The following is a 20,905-nucleotide window of genomic DNA, read 5'->3' as shown; positions in this document are numbered from 1 at the left end:
CAGGCCCCGGTGGACGACGCGTCCACCGGGGCCCACCCGCGTCACCACCACGCGGTCGATCGTCCTTCCGGCCGCTCAGCCGCCGAGGATCCGTAGCCCGGGCAGCAGGCCCGGGATCAGCGGGGGCACCTCGACGCCCTGTTGCGGGGCGCCGTCGGCGGTCGGGCTGGGCGTGGCGGACGGTTGGGCCGGTGCCTGGTCCGGCGCCGGGTCCGGACTGGGCGAGGGCTTGGCGCCCGTGAGCCCGTTGGTGAGGTTGTCGACCAGCCCGCCGACCGGGGCCGGGACGACGTTGCCGGGCACGCTGCTCGGCAGGATGTCGACCGGGGCACCGGGAGCGGCCGGAGGCGCAGGAACGGTCGCCCCCGCGGACGGGGCACGCTCGGCGGTGCCGGGCCTGCCGCTGCCGGCCGTGCTGCCGGCCGGACCCGCGCCGGAGCCGCCCTGCGCGGGCGCGCCGGGAGCCGGGTTGCCGCCCGTGGCCGTGGTGCCGGCGGGACCGCCGTCCCCACCGGTGGCCGGGGTCTGCGCGCCGCCGCCCGCCCCGCCGCCGGCCGGTGCACCGCTCTTGGCGGGCGGTTCGGCCAGGCGCAGGGGCGCGACGTCCTCGCTTATGTCGTCGAAGAGCTGTTCCACCAGGTGGGCCTGCGGGATCAGCTGGACGGGCAGCTTGGACTGGACCTCGGCCCAGGCGCCGTCCTCGCCCTCGGCGAAGCCGGCGAGGGTGCGCATCGGGTCGAGCGAGCCGTTGCTGCGGTACACGGCGCGCAACAGGTCGCGGCCCCGGAGGGCGTCGGCGTGCATGTCGTCGAGCGCCTTGCGGACCTGGTCGACCGTGCCCGGGCTGAGCGAGCCGCCGGTTCCGGTCCGCCCGACCAGCGACCGGGCCTCGCCGAGCCGGGTGGCCGCGTTGTCCAGCAGCAGCTCGCCGCGCTCGGTGTCGGATTCCGCGAGGTTGAGCCGGAGTCCTTCCAGGCCGCGCTTCATCCCGTACAGCGGATCGCCCGGCAGTGCCCCGGTGCTGGCGGCCGCGGCGCCGGCGAGGCTCCCGACGGCCAGCCCGGCCACCAGCCCGCCGATCGCGAACCGGCGGCTCCAGCGGCCGCGCGGTGCACTCCGGATCGCCCGATGGCGGCGCTGCCGGGGCACCGTGGCGCCCGGTCCACCGGCGAAAGCCTGCTCGAACGCGGCCATCAGCTGGGCGCGTTGGACGGTCCGGACTTCGCGGTCCAGCTCCGGGCCGGGCAGCGCGCCGAGCGCGCCGACCATGTCGATGAGCCCGGCCATGGTGGCCGGACCTGCGCTGCCGGCCGTGCTCCTGGCCGTTTCCGCGCCGTCGGTAGCGAGTTGCTCCGCCTGGTGGGCCTCCAGCGCCTCGGCGAAGGCCTTCGCCCGCCGGTGCTCCAGCACGTTTGCCGTCACGGGCCACACCTCCCTTCGTCGTTGTCGACACCCCGGCCTGCCGGACGGTTGCCCCGGCAAGCCAATGCCACTCCATCGGGTGAGAGGTCGCAATTCGACTTGACCGTACGCCTGGTGGAGGCTTGCACGCTGGCCAACGAGTGGTGCGGGCGGTCGGTTACGCACGGCTGATCATCGGACCGACCGTTCACCCGGACGTGTCGGACCGTCATCGGGGATGACGGCCCGCCGGTTATCTCCCCCGCCGCGCCGGGGCCGCCCCCGGCCTGCGCCCCGTTCACCGTGCGTCGGGCGGGAGCAGGCGGGCCAGGGTGCGGACGGCGCGGTACTGGAGGGTCTTGATGGCGCCCTCGTTCTTGCCCATGATCCGCGCCGTCTCGGCGACCGAGAGCCCCTGCAGGAAGCGCAGTGTGACGCACTCCTGCTGCTGCGGGTTGAGCCGCCGGACCGCCTCCAGCAGGGCCGCGTTGGACAGCGACTCCAGGACCGAGTCCTCCGGGCTGCGCTCGCACTCGTTGGAGTCGAGCATCTCGCCGGTGGTGACCTCCAGCCGGAACCGGCTGGACTTGAAGTGGTCGGCGACCAGGTTGCGGGCGATGGTCACCAGCCAGGCGCCGAAGTCCCGGCCCTGCCAGGTGAACGTGCCGATCCGGCGCAGCGCGCGCAGGAACGTCTCGCTGGTGAGGTCCTCGGCGGTGGCCCGGCTGCCGACCCGGTAGTAGATGTAGCGGTAGACCGTGTCCGAGTAGTGGTCGTAGAGGCGGCCGAAGGCCTCGCTCTCGCCGGCCTGGGCCCGCTCGACCAGCTCCATGATCGGATTGTGCTCGGTCTCGTAGCCGGGGCCGGTGGTGGTTCGGGTCCGGCTCCGGCCGCCCGTGCCGGCGGCTCCGGTCCGTCCGCGCGCACCGGTGCCGGCGGAGCCGGCCGAGCCGGCTGCGGTGGTGCGCAGCAAGGGGGCTCCGGTGTGCGGCTGGCCGGGGCCGAACGCGGCTCCGGCGGGAACCGGTTGGGGCGAGGTCACGAGCTGGCTGCGGAGCAGGGTGCGCAGCAGTTCGAGGCCGGTGGAGATCTGCCGGGGCGGGACCGGGCGGCCGCGGAGGCTGGTGCGGGAGCGCAGGGGCGCGGACGACGGGCGGGAGGGTGCAGGCGCGTCGTTCCGGACGGGTGGGTACACGGGACTCCCAGAGGCAGAACTGTGGACGGATCACCTCCGCCTGCGCGGAGAGCACGGCCGCACCACCCGGTCATGCCGGGGCGGGTGGGTGACGCGCATCCAGGAGAGAATAACGCTTTGTGCAATGACAGCTACACCGTGTGGTCGAAGTGGTCGTTTGGGATCCGCATTGACCACTTATAAGGCTGACACTGACCGAACGTGTCATCGATCATCCGGCCCAACGTGACCGAACGGGTGCGCCGGGTGACCAATTCGGCGGCGCGGGGGGCGGTTTCCCTGTCCTGGGCGCGGATAACCCCTGACTTTCCCGGACTGGCGAGCGATCAGAACCGGTCACCTGGTGTCGGGTTCGGTCGATGACCCTGAATCGACGTCCGGCGCGCCGGAGTTAGCCCGTAAGAGCGGCCTGGTCAGCGCGCGAATTGACCGGGCTCACTCCGTCGGGCGGCCTGGCGGGAGGATCGGGTCCGGGTGCGCGCCCGGGCGGGTCCGGGCCGGGGTCAGGCCCGGTGGCGGCGGTGCAGGGCCACCGCCGCCGCCACCGCGCCCGCCGTCACCCCGAGCGCGGCCGCCGCCGGCAGGCCCACCCGGGCCGCCTTCCGGCCGGTCCGGAAGTCCCGGACGCGCCAGCCCTGCGAGCGGGCGTGCCGCCGCAGCGCGCCGTCCGGGTTCACCACGTACGGGTGCCCGACCAGCGAGAGCATGGGGATGTCGTTGGCCGAGTCGCTGTACGCGGCGCAGCGGTCCAGGTCGAGCCGCTCCCGGCGGGCAAGCGAGCGGACGGCCGCCGCCTTGGCCGGGCCGTGCAGCATCTCGCCGACCAGCCGGCCCGTGTACGCGCCGTCGCGGGCCTCGGCGACGGTGCCGAGCGCGCCGGTCATGCCGAGCCGGGCGGCGATGATCCTGGCCACCTCCACCGGCGCGGCGGTGGCCAGCCAGACCCGCTGGCCGGCGTCCAGGTGCATCTGGACCAGGGCGCGGGTGCCGGGCCAGACCTTGTCGGCGATGACCTCGTCGAAGACCTCCTCGCAGAGGGCCTCCAGATCGGCGGTCCGCTTGCCGGCGACCAGGCCGAGCGCCGTGTGCTGGGCGTCGGCCATGTGGTCCGGGTCCTCGGCGCCGTGCAGCCGGAACCACGCCTGCTGCCAGGCGAAGCGGGCGATGTCGCGGCGGGTGAGGAAGCCGCGGCGGTAGAGGCCGACGCCGAGGTAGAAGATGGCGGCGCCGCGCAGGATGGTGTTGTCGCAGTCGAAGAAGGCGGCGGCGCGCGGGTCGTCCGGCTCGGGGGTGTGGTTCTCGGTGGGGGCCTTGGGTGCCTTGCCGCGCCGCGCGTGCTGCCCGGCGCCCTCCCCGGCGCTCTCCTCGGTGCCTTCCCCGGCGGGCCCGGTCTCCCCGCTCGGCCCGGCGACGGTCCCGGGGGCCGGCTCCACGTCGGCGGGCGGCTGCGGCGCGGTGCGCAGGGCGGCCTCCGCGGCCTCGGCCGCGGCCTCGCCCGCCAGGGCGATCCGCGCGGTGGTGGGTCGCCTTGTCTGGAGGAGCCTTCGGAGCACGGCCATGTCACCGAGCATAGCCAGCGGGTCGCGGGGCGGCCGTGACGGCGGCGTGCCGGGCCGGTGAACAGCCGCGCCGTCCGCCCGACCGGCCGCTCCGCGAGCCGGCCGCGGCCCCGTCGCCCCCGGACCGCCCACGGAACCGCGCCCGACCGCGCCCGACCTCGCCCGGCCGCCCCGGCCGCCGTCCGGCGGCCTGTAGGGGCGGCGCACAATGGCGGGGTGAGCCCACTGCTGCGACGTGACAAGAACCCGAAGCCGGCCGAGCGGACCGTGACCCTGGTGGCCAAGCCCGGTTGCCACCTGTGCGACGACGCCCGGGAGGTGATCGTCCGGGTGACGGGCGAGCTGGGCGCGACCTTCGAGGAGAAGGACATCACGCAGGACGAGGAGCTCTACCGCCGCTACTGGGAGCAGATCCCGGTGACCCTGATCGACGGCCGCCAGCACGACTTCTGGCGGGTGGAGGAGAAGCGTCTGCGCGCCGCGCTCGGCGGCTGACGCCCCCCGGGGGCCCGGCGGGCGGCGCCCGCGCCCCCGCCGGTCGGCGGGGTCGGTTCGCCGAATCGTTGTGAAGAATCCCCGCACGCGGCTTGGGGCGCCCCCCGGTGCTCGGCTTACGATCGAACTCGTCTGCGCCCATGGGGGGCTGAGCACGCGAGGAGTGCCGCCATGCTTCCCGGTCCGCCCCCCGCGGCGCCCCCAGGGCCGCCCGCCGCCCCGTCGGCCGGGCCCGGGGGTTTCGCCGTGGTGGACGTGGAGGCGACCGGCCGCAGCCCCTGGCGGCACCGGGTGGTCGAGGTCGCCGTGGTGCTGCTGGACGAGCGGCTCCGTCCGGAGGACGAGTTCTGCACGCTGCTGGACCCGCTCGGGCCGGTGGGCCCGACCCATGTGCACCGGATAGCGCAGGAGGACGTCGAGGGCGCCCCGCGGTTCCGCGAGATCGCGCCCAGGCTGCTGGAGCTGCTGGCCGGTCGGGTGCTGGTCGGCCATCACGTCACCTGCGACCACGCCTTCCTCGATCGTGAGTTCGCCCGGATCGGGGTCCCGCTGCCCTCCGTGCCGCTGCTCTGCACGATGCGGCTGGCCCGGACCCACCTGCCGGAGGCCCGCGGGTTCGGCCTGGCGGCCTGCGTGGAGGCGGCCGGTCTGGGCGGGTTCGCGGCCCACACCGCGCTGGGCGACGCCCGGGCCACCGCCGGGCTGCTCCGGCACTGCCTGGGTGCGCCGTCCTGTCCGCCCGGCGACTGGGTGGAGCCGCTGCGGGCGGCGGCCCGGGTTCCGTGGCCGAGGTTGGGCGGCGCCCGGTCCCGGCCGGAGGGGGAGCCGGTCCCGCTGGTCCGCCGTGAGCTCCCGCGCGAGCCGTTGTACGGCCCTCGGCCACCCGCTGCACCGCCCCCGGCGGTGGCCCGGAAAGCGCCCGGTGCTATAGGTGCCACGGCGTGATGCGCATCACTGTGTGGGGACAAATCGGACACCATCTTTGTGCACACGTTCACAAACGCATAGCCTGGCTGCCAAAGCCCAGCTTCACCCACAGGAGCACCGTGGCAATCGGCCGATCACCACAGAGCAGTTCGCAGACGCCCGAGCAGGGCGCCGCGCGCCGACCCTCGCGTGCCCGGGGAATCCCGGAGGCGACAGTCGCGCGCCTGCCCCTCTATCTGCGCGCGCTCACCGCGCTCTCCGAGCGCTCGGTGCCGACGGTCTCCTCCGAGGAGCTGGCCGCGGCCGCCGGGGTGAACTCCGCCAAGCTGCGCAAGGACTTCTCCTACCTGGGCTCGTACGGCACCCGCGGCGTCGGCTACGACGTCGAGTACCTCGTCTACCAGATCTCCCGCGAGCTGGGCCTGACCCAGGACTGGCCGGTCGTCATCGTCGGCATCGGGAACCTCGGCCACGCGCTCGCCAACTACGGCGGCTTCGCCTCCCGCGGCTTCCGGGTCGCGGCCCTGCTGGACGCCGACCCGGCCGTGGTCGGCAGCAGTGCGGCCGGCCTCCCGGTGCGCCACATGGACGAGCTGGAGTCCATCGTGGAGAGCCAGCACGTCTCGATCGGCGTCATCACCACCCCGCCCGGTGCCGCCCAGCAGGTCTGCGACCGGCTGGTCGAGGCCGGTGTCACCAGCATCCTGAACTTCGCCCCGACCGTGCTGACCGTCCCGGACGGCGTCGACGTGCGCAAGGTGGACCTTTCCATCGAGCTGCAGATCCTCGCCTTCCACGAGCAGCGCAAGGCCGGCGACGAGCCGGACCGTGCCGAGTCCGTGCTCGACCGCGCCCCCGGCCCGGTCCGGGCGGCCGCCGCCAAGCTGCGCCGTGCCGCCGGCGGCAGCACCAAGGCCCGTCCGGCCACCGAGCCCGCCAAGGACGGCGACCCGGCGGCGAAGTCCCAGCCCGGCAAGCCCGGTGAGGGCGACCTCTCCGCGGTGATGCCGGCATGAGCGGGCAGCACTGGCAGCAGGGGCACTACGGGCGGATCGTCGGCGGCCGGGTGCCGTCCGCCGCGCCCGCCGAGCCCGCCGAGCGCGGCGGACGCCGCTCGGGCATCGGGATCCGCGGTACCGGGGGTCGGGCGTGAGTCTTCTCGTCGTAGGGCTGAGCCACCGCACCGCCCCGGTCGGCGTGCTGGAGCGCGCCGCCCTGACCGGTGAGGTCCCGACCCGGCTGCTGCACGACGCGGCCGCGTCCGCGACGGTCGCCGAGGCCGCGCTGCTGAACACCTGCAACCGGATCGAGCTGTACGCGGACGTGGACAAGTTCCACGCCGGCGTCGCCGAGCTGTCGCTGCTGCTCGCCCACCACAGCGGGGTCGACCTGGAGGAGCTCACCTCCCACCTCTACGTCCACTACGAGGACCGCGCCGTCCACCACCTCTTCTCGGTGGCCTGCGGCCTGGACTCGATGGTGGTCGGCGAGGGCCAGATCCTCGGCCAGCTGCGCGACTCGCTGGCCAGGGCGCAGGACGAGCACACCGCGGGGCGCGGCCTGAACGAGCTTTTCCAGCAGGCACTGCGGGTCGGCAAGCGGGCGCACAGCGAGACCGGCATCGACAAGGCCGGCCAGTCACTGGTGACCTTCGGCCTGGAGCAGGTCGCGGCCGGCGCCGGCGAGATCGCCGGCAAGCGGGCGCTGGTGGTCGGCGCGGGCTCGATGAGCTCGCTGGCCGCCGCCACGCTGGTCCGCTCCGGCGTCACCGACCTGCTGATCGCCAACCGGACGCCCGAGCGGGCCGAGCGGCTGGTCGGGATCCTCGGCGCGGACGTCGCCCGCACCCTCGAACTGGCCAAGGTGCCCGAGGCGCTGGCCGACGTCGACCTGGTGATCTCCTGTACCGGCGCGGCCGGCGTGGTCATCAGGTCCGAGGACGTCGCCGCCGCAGTGGCGTCCCGCCACGCCGACACCCCGCTCGCCTTCCTCGACCTGGCCATGCCGCGCGACGTCGACCACGCCGTGCACGAGCTGCCCGGCGCGCTCCTCGTCGACCTGGAGAGCCTCTCGCACGCCCACGCGGCGACCCCCGGCGCCGGCGACGTCGACGCGGTCTCCGGCATCGTCGCCGAGGAGGTCACCGCCTTCGGCGCCGCCCAGCGGGCCGCCCGGATCGCCCCGACCGTGGTGGCGCTGCGCGCGATGGCCTCCGAGGTCGTCGCCGCCGAGCTGGGCCGCCTGGACTCCCGGCTGCCCGCGCTGGACGACCGCTCCCGCGCCGAGATCACCCAGACCGTCCGGCGGGTTGTCGACAAGCTGCTGCACGCCCCGACCGTACGGGTGAAGCAGCTCGCCGCCGAGCCGGGCGGTGCCTCCTACGCGGACGCGCTGCGCGAGCTGTTCGACCTCGACCCGGCCGCCGTGCACGCGGTCTCCGGCACACCGATCGGCACCCAGCAGCCTGCGGGCGGGGGCGCCAGATGAACCGTCAGCCATCCCACGAGTACCACCGGGACGATCACCTCATGAATGGTCAACCGCTCACCGGCCAGTCCCCGGACGCCACCGCACCCCTGCGGCTCGGCACCCGGCGCAGCGCGCTCGCCATGGCCCAGTCGGGCATGGTCGCCCGCGAGGTGACCCGGCTCACCGGGCGCCCCGTCGAGCTGGTGGAGATCACCACCTACGGCGACACCTCGCGCGAGGCGCTGGCCCAGATCGGCGGCACCGGCGTCTTCGTCTCCGCGCTGCGCGACGCGCTGCTGGAGGGCCGGATCGACTTCGCCGTGCACTCGCTCAAGGACCTGCCCACCGCCGCCCCCGAGGGTCTGGTGCTGGCCGCCGTCCCCGAGCGCGAGGACTTCCGCGACGCCCTGGTGGCGCGCGAGGGTCTGACCCTGGGCGAGCTGGTGGAGAAGCTGGCCGGCTCCGGCCGCACGGCCCGGATCGGCACCGGTTCGCCGCGCCGGATGGCGCAGCTGAACGCCTGGGCCCGGGCCCGGGGCGCACAACTGGAGACGGTGGCGATCCGCGGCAACGTGGACACCCGGATCGGCTTCGTCGCCTCCGGCGAGCTGGACGCCGTGGTGCTGGCCACCGCCGGCCTGAACCGGCTCGGCCGCGCCGCCGAGATCACCGAGCACCTGGACCGCGAGCTGATGATCCCGGCCCCCGGCCAGGGTGCGCTCGCCGTCGAGTGCACCCCCACCGCCGTACTTCCGGACGGGGGGTCGCTGGCTGCCGCGCTGTCGGCTCTGGACCACACCCCCACCCGGGTCGCGGTGGCCGCCGAGCGCGCCCTGCTGTCCGCCCTGGAGGCCGGCTGCTCCGCACCGGTCGCCGGCCTGGCGGTCCGGGGCCACGAGAACGAACTGCGGCTGGAGGGCGTGGTCGGAACCACCGACGGCGCCACCCTGCTGAAGATGTCCGCCGACGGTCCGATCGTCCTCGACGAGACCGCCGAGCAGCGGGCGGCGGCCCTCGGCCGCGCGCTGGCCGCCCGGCTGCTCGACGCGGGCGCGGCCGCCCTGATGGGGGAGCGAGCCCGATGAGCCCCACCGCCGCCACCGACAGCCCGTTCCCGGCCGACAGCCCGTTCGGGGGCGTGGTCCCCGCCACCGGTCGATGCACCTTCCTGGGTGCGGGCCCCGGCGACCCGGGCCTGCTGACCCTGCGCGCGGTCGAGGTGCTGGCTTCGGCCGACATCCTGGTCGCCGACCCGCTGACCGCCGCCGCGGTGCGCAGCCACTGCCCGTCCGGCGTGCAGGTGCACGCCCCGGGTGCGGAGGGGCCGGAGTTCGACCTGGCCGAGCTGGTCCGCGAGGCCGTGCGGTCCGGCAAGCACGTGGTGCGGACCGTCGACGGTGACCCGGGCCTGGACGGCTGTGCCGCCGAGGAGATGCTCGGCTGCGCCGGCGCCGGGATCGCCTTCGAGGTGATCCCCGGGGTCGCCCAGTCGGTCGGCGTGCCGGCCTACGCCGGTGTGCCGCTGCGCGGCGCGGCCGGCACCGACGTCCGGTTCGTGGAGGGCGCGGCCCTGTTGGCCGGCTCGCCGGTGGACCTGGGCGCGCAGGAGACCACCCTGGTGGTGCGGACCACCCTGGGCCAGCTGCCCGCCACCGCCAACGCGCTGGTCTCCAACGGTCGCAAGCCGGAGTCGGCCCTGAGCGCGACGCTCTCCGGCACCACCACCCGCCAGCGCACCTTCACCGCCACCCTGGCCACCATCGCGGCCGACCTGAAGGCGGCCCGGGTGCTGCCCTCGCCGGTGTCGGCGCCGGTGGACCCGGCCACCCCGGTCATAGCCGTGGTCGGGGAGCAGGTCGCGCACCGCTCCTCGCACTCCTGGTTCGAGACCAAGCCGCTGTTCGGCTGGAACGTCCTGGTGCCGCGGACCAAGGAGCAGGCGCACGGCCTCTCCGAGCAGCTCCGCTCGTACGGCGCGGTGCCGCAGGAGGTGCCGACCATCGCGGTCGAGCCGCCGCGCACCCCGCAGCAGATGGAGCGGGCCATCAAGGGCCTGGTCACCGGCCGGTACGAGTGGATCGCCTTCACCTCGGTGAACGCGGTGCGCGCCGTGCGGGAGAAGTTCGAGGAGTACGGCCTGGACGCCCGGGCGTTCGCCGGGATCAAGGTCGCGGCGGTCGGCGAGACCACCGCGCAGGCGCTGGTCGACTTCGGCGTGAAGCCGGACCTCGTGCCGTCCGGCGAGCAGTCCGCCGCCGGCCTGCTGGAGGACTGGCCGCCGTACGACCCGGTGTTCGACCCGATCGACCGGGTGCTGCTGCCGCGCGCCGACATCGCCACCGAGACCCTGGTGGCCGGCCTGGTCGAGCTGGGCTGGGAGGTCGACGACGTGACGGCGTACCGGACGGTGCGCGCCTCGCCGCCGCCGGCCGAGACCCGTGAGGCGATCAAGGGCGGCGGCTTCGACGCGGTGCTGTTCACCTCGTCCTCGACCGTGCGGAACCTGGTCGGGATCGCGGGCAAGCCGCACAACGTGACGGTCATCGCCTGCATCGGCCCGGCCACCGCGAAGACCGCCGAGGAGCACGGCCTGCGGGTCGACGTGATGGCCCCGGCGCCGTCGGCGGCCGCGCTGGCCCAGGCACTGGCGGACTTCGGGGCCAAGCGCCGCGACACCGCGACGGCCGCCGGCGAGCCGGTCTACCGGCCCAGCGAGCGTCGTCCCGGCTCGCGCCGCAAGGCCGCACGCTGACAACGGCCGGGGGCGGCCCACCCGCCGCCCCCGGCACTCGCACCACCGTTCGGAGAGAGAAGCAGTGTCCGCTGAATTCCCGTACGTCCGCCCGCGCCGCCTGAGGTCGACCCCGGCGATGCGCCGCCTGGTCGCCGAGACCCGGCTGCACCCGGCGGAGCTGATCCTGCCGGTGTTCGTCCGCGAGGGCGTGCGCGAGCCGGTGCCGGTCTCGTCGATGCCCGGGGTGGTCCAGCACACCCGCGACACCCTGCGCAGGGCCGCGGTCGAGGCGGCCGAGGCGGGCCTGGGCGGCCTCATGCTGTTCGGCGTCCCGGAGGTGCAGGACGCCGTCGGCAGCGAGGGCACCAACCCCGACGGCATCCTCCAGCAGGCGATCCGGGACGTGGTCGCCGAGGTCGGCGACGCCCTGGTGGTCATGTCCGACCTCTGCCTGGACGAGTACACCGACCACGGCCACTGCGGCGTGCTGGCCGCCGACGGCTCGGTGGACAACGACGCGACGCTGGAGCGCTACGCCGAGATGGCCCGGGTGCAGGCCGACGCCGGCGTCCACCTGGTCGGTCCGTCCGGGATGATGGACGGCCAGATCGCGGTGGTCCGGCGGGCCCTGGACGAGGCCGGCCACCAGGACGTGGGCATCCTCGCCTACACCGCCAAGTACGCCTCGGCGTTCTACGGTCCGTTCCGGGAGGCGGTCGGCTCCTCGCTGAAGGGTGACCGCAAGTCCTACCAGCAGGACCCGGCGAACGCGCGGGAGGCCCTGCGCGAGCTGGAGCTGGACGTCGCCGAGGGCGCCGACCTGGTGATGGTCAAGCCGGGCATGGCCTACCTGGACATCCTGCGCCAGGTCGCCGACGCCTCGCCGGTGCCCGTCTCGGCGTACCAGGTGTCGGGCGAGTACGCGATGGTCGAGGCGGCCGCGGCGAACGGCTGGATCGACCGGGAGCGGATGATCCTGGAGACGCTGACGTCGCTGCGCCGGGCCGGCGCCGAGCAGATCCTCACCTACTGGGCGGTCGAGGCCGCCGCGATGCTGAAGTAGCGGCGGACGCACGAAGGCCGGGCCCCTCTGTGGTGAGGGGCCCGGCCTTTCGTCTACTTCTCCCAGCCGCCGATGTGGGCGAAGCCCTCCGCGCCGCCGACGACGTCGGTGGAGGTGGCGGCTCCCCATCCGTGCCCGCCGGTGTGGATGTTCGAGGTGTGGGCGAGACCCCACCACTCGCCGGCCGCGAACACCGGGTCGGCCGACGCGACGAACTCGCCGCCGCCGACCAGGCCGACGTGCGCGGACGCCGGGGTGGCGACACCGGCCAGCGCCAGCGCGCCGAAGGCGGTCAGCGCGACCTTGCCCAGCTTGCTCTTCATGGATCTGCCCTCTCTTCCGGAGCGTCCGGTCGGAACGCTCTGCCTCTGACGTGTGCTCCGGTCCGTGTCCGGGCGGCAGCTCTGACACGTGAACACACGCTGCCGTCCGCACCGGCGCCCCACGCGCCGTTCCGACGGCCTGTCACCCGGCCGGCCCGCACGCGGAGTGCGGCCGGCCGGACGTCCGGTCCCGTACGCCGGGAGGGCCCGGGGACCAGACGTCCCCGGGCCCTCCGCCGCACCGTGCCGCAGGATCAGCCGATCAGGTGCGAGACACCCGCGTCGCCCGAGGACTGGGTGTTCTGGCCGACGTTGCAGATCTGCTTCGGGGTGCTGTTGAGGATCGGCACCTCGACCGGGACGGCCACGCCGAGGACGGCGACCGCGATGTTGTGGACCTCCGGCAGGCAGATGTTCGCGTTGTCGAGGGTGTGGAAGTTCGGGCTGTGGTCGCCGTGGGTGCCGGTCTGGTTGGTGCCACCGTTGCCCTGGACCGAGACGGCGGAGCCGTCCGAGTCGGCGATGGCCGAGGCCGAGCCGGCGGACATCGCGATGGCGGCGGCGGCGAGGCCGGCGGCGGCGAGGGACTTCTTGATCATTTCGGTGTTCCTCTCGGGGGATGAATCGGGGAGCGATTCGAAGGGTGGTTCTGGAGGGGTGACGCAGGTGGGGCGAGCGGTCAGCCGATGAGGTGGGAGACGCCCGAGTCGCCCTTGGTCTGGGTGCCCTGACCCTGGGTGCAGTACTGCTTGCCACCGCTGTTGGCGATCGGGACCTCGACCGGGACGGCCACGCCGAGCACGCCGACGGCGATGTTGTGGATCTCCGGCAGGCAGACGTTCGCGTTGTCCAGGAAGTGGAAGTTCGGGCTGTGGTCGCCGACGGTGCCGGTGAAGTTGGTGCCGCCGTTGCCCTGGAAGGACCCGGCGGAGCCGTCCGAGTCACCGATGGCCGAGGCCGGCGCGGCGGCGGCGGCCAGCGCGGCGGCAGCCAGCCCGGCGGCGGCGAAGGACTTCTGGATCATGGGGAGATCCCTCTCTGAAATGCTCTTGAGTTTCCGTGCGTACAACGCGTACAACGCTCAGACCCGGTCTGCAGTCACTGACGTTCAGATCAAAGAATGACGGCACGGAAGGTTACGGGGATTTTTGAAAAGAGTCCGGGAGGCGCGACCCGAACCCCTTCCCGGTCGGATTATTAGCCCGAACCGGTTAACGCCCGCAATCCGGGATCCCGGTGGCTCGTTGAGACAGATTGCTTTGGGCTGCGCCCGCGCAGCCCTCCCCAGAGATCTCCAGTACGGACAGGCGGAACGGTGAAAAGCATGAGGTTCTCCAAGCGGGCCGGCGCGATGCTGCTGGCGGTCGGTGCGGGCGTACTCGCCTCCCAGGGGGCGGCCTCGGCCGCGGCCCCGGTCAGCCCCGAGCAGGTCGGGGCGCTGGAGGACCAGCTGGCGACCCAGCAGGTCCCGGTGGACGTGCCGGTGGCGCCGTTGGGCAGCCGGATCTCCGGCGGCATCCCGACCTCGCTGCTGATGCCCCCCGTGCCCGCCCACACCACCGGCGGCGCGCTGATCCCGGAGCGGATCGTCCCCGCCCTCGGCACCGGCAAGGTGGGCCCGACCGCGAAGGCCGAGCTGCCGCTGCCCCTGGTCGACCAGGGCGCCGACCTCGGCGAGCTGCTGCTGGACGCCCCGGCCGCGCCGCTGCACGCCGACACCCCCGGGCTGGGCCTCGGCAGGCCGCTCTCGGTCGTCCAGGACGGCACCGGACAGCTCGCCGACGGCCGGGTCAAGGTGGACGAGATCGACCCGCGGCTGGTGACCGGCGCCGTCCAGGCCGTTCCGGGGGCCAAGGCCACCCTCGGCAACGAGGACGAGCGGATCTCGGTGACCGACTCGGTGGGCAACCTGGCGACCACCACCACCGCGACCGCCACCGGCGTGGTGCAGGAGACCGGCCTGGCCGGCCTCGCCCAGCTGTAGCAGCCGCCCGCACCGCAGCGCGCAGCACGCCGGACGCAGTACACGGGAGAGCCCGGCACCCCGCTCCGAACGGGGGTGCCGGGCTCTCCCGCGTACGGCCGTGGATCGCGGACGGCCGCCGGGCGTCCGGCTCAGCCGGGCAGTGCCCCGAGCAGCTGGCCGACCACCGGCAGGTCGCGCGGTCCGCCGCCGGCGCTGAGCGGGCCGGTCAGCGTCTCGGTGCCGATCGGCGCCAGGCCGGTGTTCTCCGGCTTGACGGTCGCGCCGTTGTTCAGCACGTCGGCCGAGGAGTTGGCCCACGGGTCCAGACGCAGGTCCTTGATCGGTGCGACGCCGTAGCCGAGGCCGGTGGTCGTGCCGCCGAGTGCCTGGGCGAGGTCGGTCTTGGTCAGCGAGGCACCGCCCTCGGCCGGGGCCGCGTGTGCGGCTCCCGCGCCGCCGAGCAGCATCGCGGCACCCAGGGCGGCGGCGAGGCCGGCCCCGCTCTTCTTCGAAACCATGCGGAATCACCCTTCGGGGGAGTGGGTCCCGGCGCGGCCGGACCGCGCCCGGGTACGCCGAACCGCCCCCCGGCCGGTGGGCCGGAGGGCAGCGCGGCCGGAACGCGTGCCGGACGGGATCAGCAGTCGTCCTCGACGTGGTGCTGCGGCGCCTCGGCGTTGATGCAGGTGTTGCCGAACGCCGGGTTGAGCAGGCCGATGACGTTCACGGAGTTGCCGCACAGGTTGACCGGGATGTGCACCGGGACCTGGAGCTGGTTGCCGGAGACGACACCGGGCGAGCCGGCGGCGACGCCCTCCGCGCCGGAGCTGGCGGAGGCGGCGCCCGCCGCACCCATCACCAGGCCGGCGGCGGCGGCGGAGAGGACGGCGGCCTTCTTCACGTTCTGCATGGGGGTTGATCTCCTCGATCACACACGGTAGCGGGCCGCACCCCGCCACTGGCGGGGTGCGGCACGGATTCGGCAGTACGGCGGTCACCGGTGCGGCGACCGCCGGTTCAGCCGGCGTTGACGCAGGTGTTGCCGAACGCCGGGTTCAGGATGCTGACGATCCCGATGGAGTTGCCGCAGACGTTGACCGGGATGTGCACCGGGATCTGGATCTGGTTGCCGGAGAGCACACCCGGGGAGCCGGCGGCGACACCCTGGGCGCCGGAGCTGGCGAACGCGCCGCCGGCCGCACCGACCACCAGACCGGCGGCGGCGAGGGACAGGGCGGCGGCCTTCTTGAGGTTACGCATGTGGTTCTTCCTCCGTTTTCTGCCCGACCGTCTGTGGAATAGTCGGGAGCCGGGCGAGGTGAAATCCTTGCCCGTCGGCTTCTGGGAATGCCGTGATTGTCACTCGGGCGGCCCAGATGGCGCGTGTCGCCCATGGCTCGGGCGATGATTCGGCCGCCGCTTCACCGCGCGCCGCGAACGATTCCCGCACGGCCGGGAAGAATTCGTGCAGACGCACGACCAGGAGGAATTCCGGACGGGCTTGGACCGGCGTCGGATCTCCCGGAGTCGAGGTGCCGCCCGTCTGGGGGCGGGCCGGGCGGCGGTGCCGCCCCGGATCAGGCGTTGACGCAGGTGTTGCCGAACGCCGGGTTGAGCAGGCCGACCACGTTGATCGAGTTGCCGCACAGGTTGACCGGGACGTGCACCGGGATCTGGATCTGGTTGCCCGAGGCCACGCCGGGGGAGCCGGCCGCGACGCCCTCGGCGGACGCGCCGTGGGCGTGGGCGGCGCCGGCGCCGGCGGCCAGCAGGGCGGCGGTGGCCGCGGTGCCGAGGACGCCGTGGGCGAGCTTGCGCATGTGCGGGACTCGATTCGTCGTAGAGAGCGTCGTGAGGAGCGGGGCGGAGCGTGTTCCGCCAGGGAGAACGAGGGAGCGCTCGGGGGGAAACGGTCGGATGTGCTGATCACCCGAATGCCTGGCGGGCCGTTCCGTTCCTCCGGATGGGTGACAGTGGGGGTGCCCCAGCAACCGGCTCGACCGGGTCTCGTTGGAGATGTCGCACTCCCCGTGCATCTCTGTCGAACAGTCAGGAGGCTCGTATGAGCATCAAGAAGACGGCCGCCGTCGGCGCCGCTGTAGTCGGCATCGTGGCGGCCGGTGCCGGCACCGCGATGGCCAGCTCCGGTGCGGAGGGTGTTGCCGCGGGTTCCCCCGGTGTCATCTCCGGCAACCAGCTGCAGGTCCCGGTCCACGTTCCGGTCAACCTGTGCGGCAACACCATCGACATCATCGGTCTGCTGAACCCCGCGTTCGGCAACACCTGCGTCAACCACGGCTGATCTGCGACCGGTCCGGCCCGCTGCGAGCCGCCGTTCCCGTGCTTCCCTCCTGGGGCGCGGGGCGGCGGCTCTCGGCATGTCCGGGGGCGGCCGGCGGGGGCGACCGGTGAGCCCGGCCGGTTCGGTCCGCCCCGTCCGCCCCGTTGGTCCCGTCCGGCCCGTCCGGCCCGTCGGTTCGGTCGGTCCGGGCGGTCGTCAACTGCCGGTGTTGTCAGGGGCCTTGTTGCGTTACTTGTCAGTACCTAGAATATGAGACCTGCTCACCTTTCTACGCTCCGAAGCTCCGAAGCCCCCCACGCTCCGAACCGTCGGGCACCCCCCGGCCGGGCGGTCCCCACCCGCAAGGAGTCGCGTGTGATCAGGTCACGACGGGCAGGTGCGCGGCGGAACCGGACGGTCGCGCGCCGCTCCCCCTACGGCGCGCTGCTGGCGGCGGGCGCCCTCGTCGCCGCCCTCGGCACGGTCGCCACCCCCGCCGCCCTCGGCACGGTCGCCACCCCCGCCGCCCTCGCGGGCGCCGCCCCGGCGGGCTCCGGGGCCGCCACCGCCCGCCCGCCCGCGATCGTCGCCCTCGGCGACAGCGCCATCTCCGGGGAGGGCGCCGGCACCGACACCGCCGACGGCTACTTCCCCGAGACGGACAGCCCCGCCAACTACTGCCACCGGCACCCCAAGTCGGAGATCTTCGTCACCGACATCGCCGGCGTCACCCCGATCGACCTCGCCTGCTCCGGCGCCCAGACCGGCGACCTGGTCAGCGACCCCGAACTGGCGAAGATCACCGGCCCCGGCAGCGGGGACTTCGGCGAGGCCAAGCAGGACGTCCAGCTCGCCGGCGTGGCCGCCGCGTACGACGTGAAGCTCGTCGTCGTCACCATCGGCGCCAACGACGACTTCGACTTCAGCGGGATCATGATGCACTGCCTCGCGCAGTACTTCCCGATCCCCAAGGACCAGGGGTGCCGCGACACCATCGGCAGCGCCGAGATCGCCCGCCGGGCCCAGCAGGTCCGGCCCAAGGTGGTCGCCGCGCTGCAGAACATCCGGCAGACCATGCGGAGGGCCGGCTACGCCGACGGCTCCTACCAGCTGGTCTACCAGTCGTACTTCAATCCGATCACCCCGGACATCCGGCGCAACGACTACCTCGGCAAGGTCGCCGACGGCTGCCCGGCCTTCCCCGAGGACCTCGCCTGGGGCCACAACTGGGTGGTGCCGCTCTTCAGCGACGCGCTGCGCGGGGCGGCCGAACAGGTGCCCGGCGTCCGCTACCTCGACCAGCGCCGGGTCGCCTTCGGCCACGAGGTCTGCGCGAAGTGGACCAGCTCCCCGTACGAGTACACCAACGGGGACGTCATCAACCTCTCCGAGTGGGTCCGCAACGGCTGTGACCAGCAGATCGGCATCCCCGGCCTGTGCATGAACATGGTCCGCCAGTCGTACCACCTGCGGGTGGCCGGCTACCGCGGCGAGGGGGTCTGCCTCGGCCAGTTCTACGCCCGCACCGACCTCACCCAGGCGTACTGCACGCTCGACCAGCGGAACACCACCTCCATCCAGCCGCTCACCCCCGGTCGACCGATCGCCGACGAGCCCGAGGACGGCGCCTGGTACCGGTTGGCCAACGCCGCCGACGGCCGGGCGCTGGACCTCAGCGGCGGCGGCACGTACGGGGACGCCACCAACGGCCGGGCCGCCATCACCTATCCGGCCACCGGCGGGCTCAACCAGTCCTTCGTCCTGGAGGCCGGGGCCGGCGGCAGCTACGAACTCTCCTTCAGCGGCAACCGCGCCATGTGCCTGGACGCCGACGCCGGCTCGACCGCACCCGGCACCCGCATCCAGCAGTGGCGGTGCCACGGCGGCGGCAACCAGCGCTGGTTCGTGAAACCGGCCGGCGACGGCCTCTGGAAGCTGGCCGACTCGCAGGACCAGGGCAAGGTCGTCACCGCCACCGGCCGGCTCGACGCCGGGGGCAACCCGCTCGTCCAGCTCGCGGCCGACACCGGTGCCCCCACCCAGCTCTGGCAGCTCACCAAGCTCGGCATCGTCCACCTCCGGGACTGACCCGCCCCGACCGGCCGCCGCCGCCCCGCTGCCCGGGGTGGCGGCGGCCCTGCCGTGTCACCGCCGTCTCCCCGCCGCGTGTCGCCGCTGTCCGTCGCTGCCTGTCCGTCGCTGCCTGTCCGTCACTGCCGTCCGTCGCTGCCGGGCCGCGGCTCCCGGTGGTGGAAGGGCGGACACGGAAGGTTGGGGTGGGGCGGGAGAAGGCGGTGTCGTAGGCTCGGCCGGCGTCGCTGTGTCGGTCGGCGCGCCGGTCACGAGTGGGGCGGGGAGTCCAGAGCTGATGAGCACGGCATCGAGCACCGAGTCGTCGGGCGGTGGCGCGGGAGTGCCGCCGCCTCCGGAGACGGTGGAGCGGGAGGTCGGGGCGGAGCCGGAGCGACGACAGGGGCGGTTCGCCGCCGCGGTCGACCGGTTCGCGCCCGCGCTCGGCGCGTACGCCGTGGTGAAGGCGACCGGCCTGACCGTCTTCCTGCTGCTGCTCTCGCACACCGAGGACTTCCTGAAGAAGGACCCGGGGCGGGGCGGCGGCGCCCAGCCGTGGGACGTGCTGGGGACCTGGGACGGCATCTGGTACCAGCGGATCGCCGAGAACGGCTACGACCCGCAGCTGATCGCGCTGCACGGCTACCCGCTCGCCACCTACTACGAGAACTCGGCCGCGTTCTTCCCCCTCTACCCCTGGCTGATGCGCCTGGTGGGGACGATCACCGGGCTGGGGCCGTACGGCTCGGGCATCGTCGTCTCGGTGATCGCCTCGTTCGTCGCGGCGGCCGGGATCTTCGCGATCGCCGAGCGGCTCGGGGGCTTCCGGGCGGGCGTGATCGCGGCGGTGATCTGGGGGCTCTTCCCGGGCTCGGGCGTGGAGTGGGCGGTCTACTCGGACTCGCTCTTCGTCGCCCTGTCCACCTGGGCCTGCTACTGCGTGATGACCCGGCGCTGGCTGGCCGCGGGAACGCTCGCGCTGGTGGCCGGTCTCAACCGGCCGACCGCCGCCGCGCTGATCGCGGCGGTCTCGATCACGGCGCTGGTGGCGCTGGTCCGGCGCACCGACGGGATCGCCCGCCCGCTGACCGCGATGCTGATCACCCCCTGGGGGCTGCTCGGGTACGTCGCCTGGGTCGGCTACCGGATGGGCGACTGGACCGGCTACTTCAAGCTGCAGCGCGGTGCCTGGAACCGCTACTTCGACTGGGGGGCCTCGACCGCCCGCACCACGCTGGACGTGGTCACCGGGCACTGGACGTTCTGGCAGTCCAACCCCGCACCGGACCTGATCGCGGTGGCGCTGCTGATCGCCCTGCCCGGGCTGCTGGTGCTCCTGCTGCGGCTGCGACCGCCGCTGGTGCTGGTGGTCTACACGCTGCTGACCCTGTTCACCGCGCTGAGCAGCAACCAGATCTACGGCAACATCTCGCGCTACCTGCTGCCGGCCTTCCCGCTGTTCATCGGGCTGGCGATCGCGCTGCGCCGGCTGCGGCCGACCACGGTGGCGGGCCTGTTCGCCATGCCCGCGGTGGCGGCCGGATGGTACGCCGGGTACGCACTGTTCGAGCTCGGCATCCCGTAGCCGGGCCCGCCCGTGCGGGAGTTCCCGTGCGGGAGCGCCGGTGGAGGAGTGCCGGCGGGGGAGTGCCGGTGGGGGAGACCGGGCACTCCCGCACGGGATCATCCGCCTGCGGACGGTGTTGCTAGTCTCGGAGCCATGACGACGAGTCCGCCCGCGCGCCAGATCCGTGACATCTCCGGCCTGCTGGACCACGCCAGTCACGTCCTGGCGACGCGGATGGCGGCCGCCTTCGTCGAGCTCGGCATCACGCCGCGCGCGTACTGCGTGCTCTTCCACGCCCTGGAGGGCGAGCGCACCCAGATCCAGCTGGCCGAGCTCGCGGACCTGGACAAGACCACCATGGTGGTGACCGTCGACGAGCTGGAGAAGGCCGGGCTGGCCGAGCGCAGGCCGTCCGTCACCGATCGCCGGGCCAGGATCATCTCGGTCACCGGGGACGGCGAGCGGGCCGTCGAGCGGGGTACGGCGATCGCGGACCGGGTGCACCGGGAGGTGCTGGAGTCGCTGCCGGAGGGCGAGCGCACGGTGTTCGTCTCGGCGCTGACCCGGTTGGTGGGCGGCGCGCTGGCGGAGCCGGTGGAGAGCGAGCGCACGGTCCGCCGGGCGCGCCGGGCGCGGAGCTGAGGCCGCCCGAAGGACGGTCGGCGATCGGGCGCATCGGGGCGGCCGGGTCCGCCCGTGGCGCCCGGTCCCCGTCGCGGCGGTGAACCTTTTCGGTGGAGTGCGCGGCGGATCAACGGAACTGTGGCGGACAGAACGTCGCAGCACGGCGGCCGGTCCACGGAAATGACCGTTCGACAGGCGCGGAGGAGACGTCGCCGAGCCGAACCGGCGCGG

General features: G+C 73.9%; 23 protein-coding genes. 13 read left to right on the top strand and 10 right to left on the bottom strand.

Features of this window, described 5'->3' with window-relative positions:
- Positions 1 to 75 precede the first annotated feature (75 nt).
- The 3 genes from ACFWIC_RS12930 to ACFWIC_RS12920 all read right to left on the bottom strand — a co-directional run bounded on the left by ACFWIC_RS12930 (position 76) and on the right by ACFWIC_RS12920 (position 4,155).
- Entirely contained in the window at positions 76 to 1,422 is a 1,347-nt protein-coding gene (locus ACFWIC_RS12930; RefSeq protein ID WP_380353630.1) for a DUF5667 domain-containing protein, read from the bottom strand.
- A 277-nt stretch (positions 1,423 to 1,699) separates the two neighbouring features.
- On the bottom strand, positions 1,700 to 2,473 hold the full coding sequence (locus ACFWIC_RS12925) for an ECF subfamily RNA polymerase sigma factor, BldN family (protein ID WP_380353642.1): 774 nt from the start codon (positions 2,471 to 2,473) through the stop codon (positions 1,700 to 1,702).
- A 626-nt stretch (positions 2,474 to 3,099) separates the two neighbouring features.
- Positions 3,100 to 4,155 (bottom strand): HAD family hydrolase, encoded by a 1,056-nt coding sequence (locus tag ACFWIC_RS12920; RefSeq protein WP_380518211.1) that lies wholly within the window; start codon positions 4,153 to 4,155, stop codon positions 3,100 to 3,102.
- A 216-nt stretch (positions 4,156 to 4,371) separates the two neighbouring features.
- Here ACFWIC_RS12920 and ACFWIC_RS12915 point away from each other — a divergent pair, with 216 nt between their 5' ends.
- The 8 genes from ACFWIC_RS12915 (at position 4,372) to hemB (ending at position 11,843) form a co-directional block, all read left to right on the top strand.
- Positions 4,372 to 4,650 (top strand): glutaredoxin family protein, encoded by a 279-nt coding sequence (locus tag ACFWIC_RS12915; protein ID WP_355403235.1) that lies wholly within the window; start codon positions 4,372 to 4,374, stop codon positions 4,648 to 4,650.
- Positions 4,651 to 4,896: 246 nt separating this feature from the next.
- Positions 4,897 to 5,595 carry a 3'-5' exonuclease gene (locus tag ACFWIC_RS12910; protein WP_355403237.1) on the top strand — a complete coding sequence of 233 codons (699 nt, stop codon included), beginning with the start codon at positions 4,897 to 4,899 and terminating at the stop codon, positions 5,593 to 5,595.
- 101 nt (positions 5,596 to 5,696) lie between these two features.
- Positions 5,697 to 6,593, top strand: a complete 897-nt coding sequence (locus ACFWIC_RS12905) for a redox-sensing transcriptional repressor Rex (RefSeq protein WP_329885532.1) — start codon at positions 5,697 to 5,699, stop codon at positions 6,591 to 6,593.
- The gene (locus tag ACFWIC_RS12900) at positions 6,590 to 6,730 is read left to right on the top strand and encodes a hypothetical protein (RefSeq protein WP_329951432.1); all 141 of its coding nucleotides are present in this window, start codon (positions 6,590 to 6,592) and stop codon (positions 6,728 to 6,730) included. The genes ACFWIC_RS12905 and ACFWIC_RS12900 overlap by 4 nt, the downstream gene beginning before the upstream one ends.
- Positions 6,727 to 8,064 (top strand): glutamyl-tRNA reductase, encoded by a 1,338-nt coding sequence (locus ACFWIC_RS12895; protein WP_329885529.1) that lies wholly within the window; start codon positions 6,727 to 6,729, stop codon positions 8,062 to 8,064. The genes ACFWIC_RS12900 and ACFWIC_RS12895 overlap by 4 nt, the downstream gene beginning before the upstream one ends.
- A 41-nt stretch (positions 8,065 to 8,105) precedes the next feature.
- Positions 8,106 to 9,131, top strand: a complete 1,026-nt coding sequence (hemC, locus tag ACFWIC_RS12890) for a hydroxymethylbilane synthase (RefSeq protein WP_329951433.1) — start codon at positions 8,106 to 8,108, stop codon at positions 9,129 to 9,131.
- On the top strand, positions 9,128 to 10,798 hold the full coding sequence (locus ACFWIC_RS12885) for a bifunctional uroporphyrinogen-III C-methyltransferase/uroporphyrinogen-III synthase (protein WP_329885527.1): 1,671 nt from the start codon (positions 9,128 to 9,130) through the stop codon (positions 10,796 to 10,798). The genes hemC and ACFWIC_RS12885 overlap by 4 nt, the downstream gene beginning before the upstream one ends.
- A 64-nt stretch (positions 10,799 to 10,862) precedes the next feature.
- Entirely contained in the window at positions 10,863 to 11,843 is a 981-nt protein-coding gene (hemB, locus tag ACFWIC_RS12880; RefSeq protein WP_329885526.1) for a porphobilinogen synthase, read from the top strand.
- A 53-nt stretch (positions 11,844 to 11,896) separates the two neighbouring features.
- On the opposite strand, the gene ACFWIC_RS12875 is transcribed toward hemB, so the two are convergent.
- From ACFWIC_RS12875 to ACFWIC_RS12865, 3 genes are all read right to left on the bottom strand, one after another.
- On the bottom strand, positions 11,897 to 12,166 hold the full coding sequence (locus ACFWIC_RS12875) for a hypothetical protein (protein ID WP_329951434.1): 270 nt from the start codon (positions 12,164 to 12,166) through the stop codon (positions 11,897 to 11,899).
- Positions 12,167 to 12,420: 254 nt separating this feature from the next.
- Positions 12,421 to 12,765, bottom strand: coding sequence for a rodlet layer protein (locus ACFWIC_RS12870; RefSeq protein WP_327678146.1), 345 nt, complete (start codon positions 12,763 to 12,765; stop codon positions 12,421 to 12,423).
- 80 nt (positions 12,766 to 12,845) lie between these two features.
- Positions 12,846 to 13,190, bottom strand: a complete 345-nt coding sequence (locus ACFWIC_RS12865; protein ID WP_327678144.1) for a rodlet layer protein — start codon at positions 13,188 to 13,190, stop codon at positions 12,846 to 12,848.
- Between the two features lie 300 nt (positions 13,191 to 13,490).
- On the opposite strand from ACFWIC_RS12865, the gene ACFWIC_RS12860 reads away from it, so the two are divergent.
- On the top strand, positions 13,491 to 14,150 hold the full coding sequence (locus ACFWIC_RS12860; protein WP_329885523.1) for a hypothetical protein: 660 nt from the start codon (positions 13,491 to 13,493) through the stop codon (positions 14,148 to 14,150).
- Positions 14,151 to 14,281: 131 nt separating this feature from the next.
- On the opposite strand, the gene ACFWIC_RS12855 is transcribed toward ACFWIC_RS12860, so the two are convergent.
- The 4 genes from ACFWIC_RS12855 to ACFWIC_RS12840 all read right to left on the bottom strand — a co-directional run bounded on the left by ACFWIC_RS12855 (position 14,282) and on the right by ACFWIC_RS12840 (position 15,952).
- Positions 14,282 to 14,650, bottom strand: a complete 369-nt coding sequence (locus ACFWIC_RS12855) for a hypothetical protein (protein WP_329885522.1) — start codon at positions 14,648 to 14,650, stop codon at positions 14,282 to 14,284.
- Positions 14,651 to 14,769: 119 nt separating this feature from the next.
- Positions 14,770 to 15,042 (bottom strand): chaplin, encoded by a 273-nt coding sequence (locus ACFWIC_RS12850; RefSeq protein WP_329885521.1) that lies wholly within the window; start codon positions 15,040 to 15,042, stop codon positions 14,770 to 14,772.
- 107 nt (positions 15,043 to 15,149) lie between these two features.
- Positions 15,150 to 15,392: a chaplin gene (locus tag ACFWIC_RS12845; RefSeq protein WP_329885520.1), complete on the bottom strand. Its 243-nt coding sequence runs from the start codon at positions 15,390 to 15,392 to the stop codon at positions 15,150 to 15,152.
- A gap of 317 nt (positions 15,393 to 15,709) precedes the next feature.
- Positions 15,710 to 15,952 (bottom strand): chaplin, encoded by a 243-nt coding sequence (locus tag ACFWIC_RS12840; protein ID WP_329885519.1) that lies wholly within the window; start codon positions 15,950 to 15,952, stop codon positions 15,710 to 15,712.
- Positions 15,953 to 16,194: 242 nt separating this feature from the next.
- Here ACFWIC_RS12840 and ACFWIC_RS12835 point away from each other — a divergent pair, with 242 nt between their 5' ends.
- The 4 genes from ACFWIC_RS12835 (at position 16,195) to ACFWIC_RS12820 (ending at position 20,692) form a co-directional block, all read left to right on the top strand.
- A complete protein-coding gene (locus tag ACFWIC_RS12835) occupies positions 16,195 to 16,434 on the top strand; it encodes a chaplin (protein WP_329885518.1) in 240 nt (79 codons plus the stop codon).
- Between the two features lie 354 nt (positions 16,435 to 16,788).
- A complete protein-coding gene (locus tag ACFWIC_RS12830; protein ID WP_380518200.1) occupies positions 16,789 to 18,501 on the top strand; it encodes an RICIN domain-containing protein in 1,713 nt (570 codons plus the stop codon).
- 280 nt (positions 18,502 to 18,781) lie between these two features.
- The gene (locus ACFWIC_RS12825) at positions 18,782 to 20,068 is read left to right on the top strand and encodes a hypothetical protein (protein ID WP_329950297.1); all 1,287 of its coding nucleotides are present in this window, start codon (positions 18,782 to 18,784) and stop codon (positions 20,066 to 20,068) included.
- 135 nt (positions 20,069 to 20,203) lie between these two features.
- On the top strand, positions 20,204 to 20,692 hold the full coding sequence (locus ACFWIC_RS12820; protein WP_380353601.1) for a MarR family winged helix-turn-helix transcriptional regulator: 489 nt from the start codon (positions 20,204 to 20,206) through the stop codon (positions 20,690 to 20,692).
- Positions 20,693 to 20,905: the final 213 nt, after the last annotated feature.

The sequence above is a fragment of the Kitasatospora sp. NPDC127035 genome (assembly GCF_042726075.1).
GTDB lineage: Bacteria > Actinomycetota > Actinomycetes > Streptomycetales > Streptomycetaceae > Kitasatospora.
Note: the sequence above shows the minus strand (reverse complement) of the source record. Positions and strands in the feature narration are given on the sequence as shown.

Excerpts from the sequence above, each read along its gene's own strand:
- ACFWIC_RS12920 (WP_380518211.1), bottom strand. The coding sequence starts at position 4,155 with ATGGCCGTGCTCCGAAGGCTCCTCCAGACAAGGCGACCCACCACCGCG.
- ACFWIC_RS12900 (WP_329951432.1), top strand. The coding sequence starts at position 6,590 with ATGAGCGGGCAGCACTGGCAGCAGGGGCACTACGGGCGGATCGTCGGC.
- hemC (WP_329951433.1), top strand. The coding sequence starts at position 8,106 with ATGAATGGTCAACCGCTCACCGGCCAGTCCCCGGACGCCACCGCACCC.
- ACFWIC_RS12885 (WP_329885527.1), top strand. The coding sequence starts at position 9,128 with ATGAGCCCCACCGCCGCCACCGACAGCCCGTTCCCGGCCGACAGCCCG.
- ACFWIC_RS12875 (WP_329951434.1), bottom strand. The coding sequence starts at position 12,166 with ATGAAGAGCAAGCTGGGCAAGGTCGCGCTGACCGCCTTCGGCGCGCTG.
- ACFWIC_RS12870 (WP_327678146.1), bottom strand. The coding sequence starts at position 12,765 with ATGATCAAGAAGTCCCTCGCCGCCGCCGGCCTCGCCGCCGCCGCCATC.
- ACFWIC_RS12865 (WP_327678144.1), bottom strand. The coding sequence starts at position 13,190 with ATGATCCAGAAGTCCTTCGCCGCCGCCGGGCTGGCTGCCGCCGCGCTG.
- ACFWIC_RS12860 (WP_329885523.1), top strand. The coding sequence starts at position 13,491 with ATGAGGTTCTCCAAGCGGGCCGGCGCGATGCTGCTGGCGGTCGGTGCG.
- ACFWIC_RS12855 (WP_329885522.1), bottom strand. The coding sequence starts at position 14,650 with ATGGTTTCGAAGAAGAGCGGGGCCGGCCTCGCCGCCGCCCTGGGTGCC.
- ACFWIC_RS12850 (WP_329885521.1), bottom strand. The coding sequence starts at position 15,042 with ATGCAGAACGTGAAGAAGGCCGCCGTCCTCTCCGCCGCCGCCGCCGGC.
- ACFWIC_RS12845 (WP_329885520.1), bottom strand. The coding sequence starts at position 15,392 with ATGCGTAACCTCAAGAAGGCCGCCGCCCTGTCCCTCGCCGCCGCCGGT.
- ACFWIC_RS12840 (WP_329885519.1), bottom strand. The coding sequence starts at position 15,952 with ATGCGCAAGCTCGCCCACGGCGTCCTCGGCACCGCGGCCACCGCCGCC.
- ACFWIC_RS12835 (WP_329885518.1), top strand. The coding sequence starts at position 16,195 with ATGAGCATCAAGAAGACGGCCGCCGTCGGCGCCGCTGTAGTCGGCATC.
- ACFWIC_RS12825 (WP_329950297.1), top strand. The coding sequence starts at position 18,782 with ATGAGCACGGCATCGAGCACCGAGTCGTCGGGCGGTGGCGCGGGAGTG.
- ACFWIC_RS12820 (WP_380353601.1), top strand. The coding sequence starts at position 20,204 with ATGACGACGAGTCCGCCCGCGCGCCAGATCCGTGACATCTCCGGCCTG.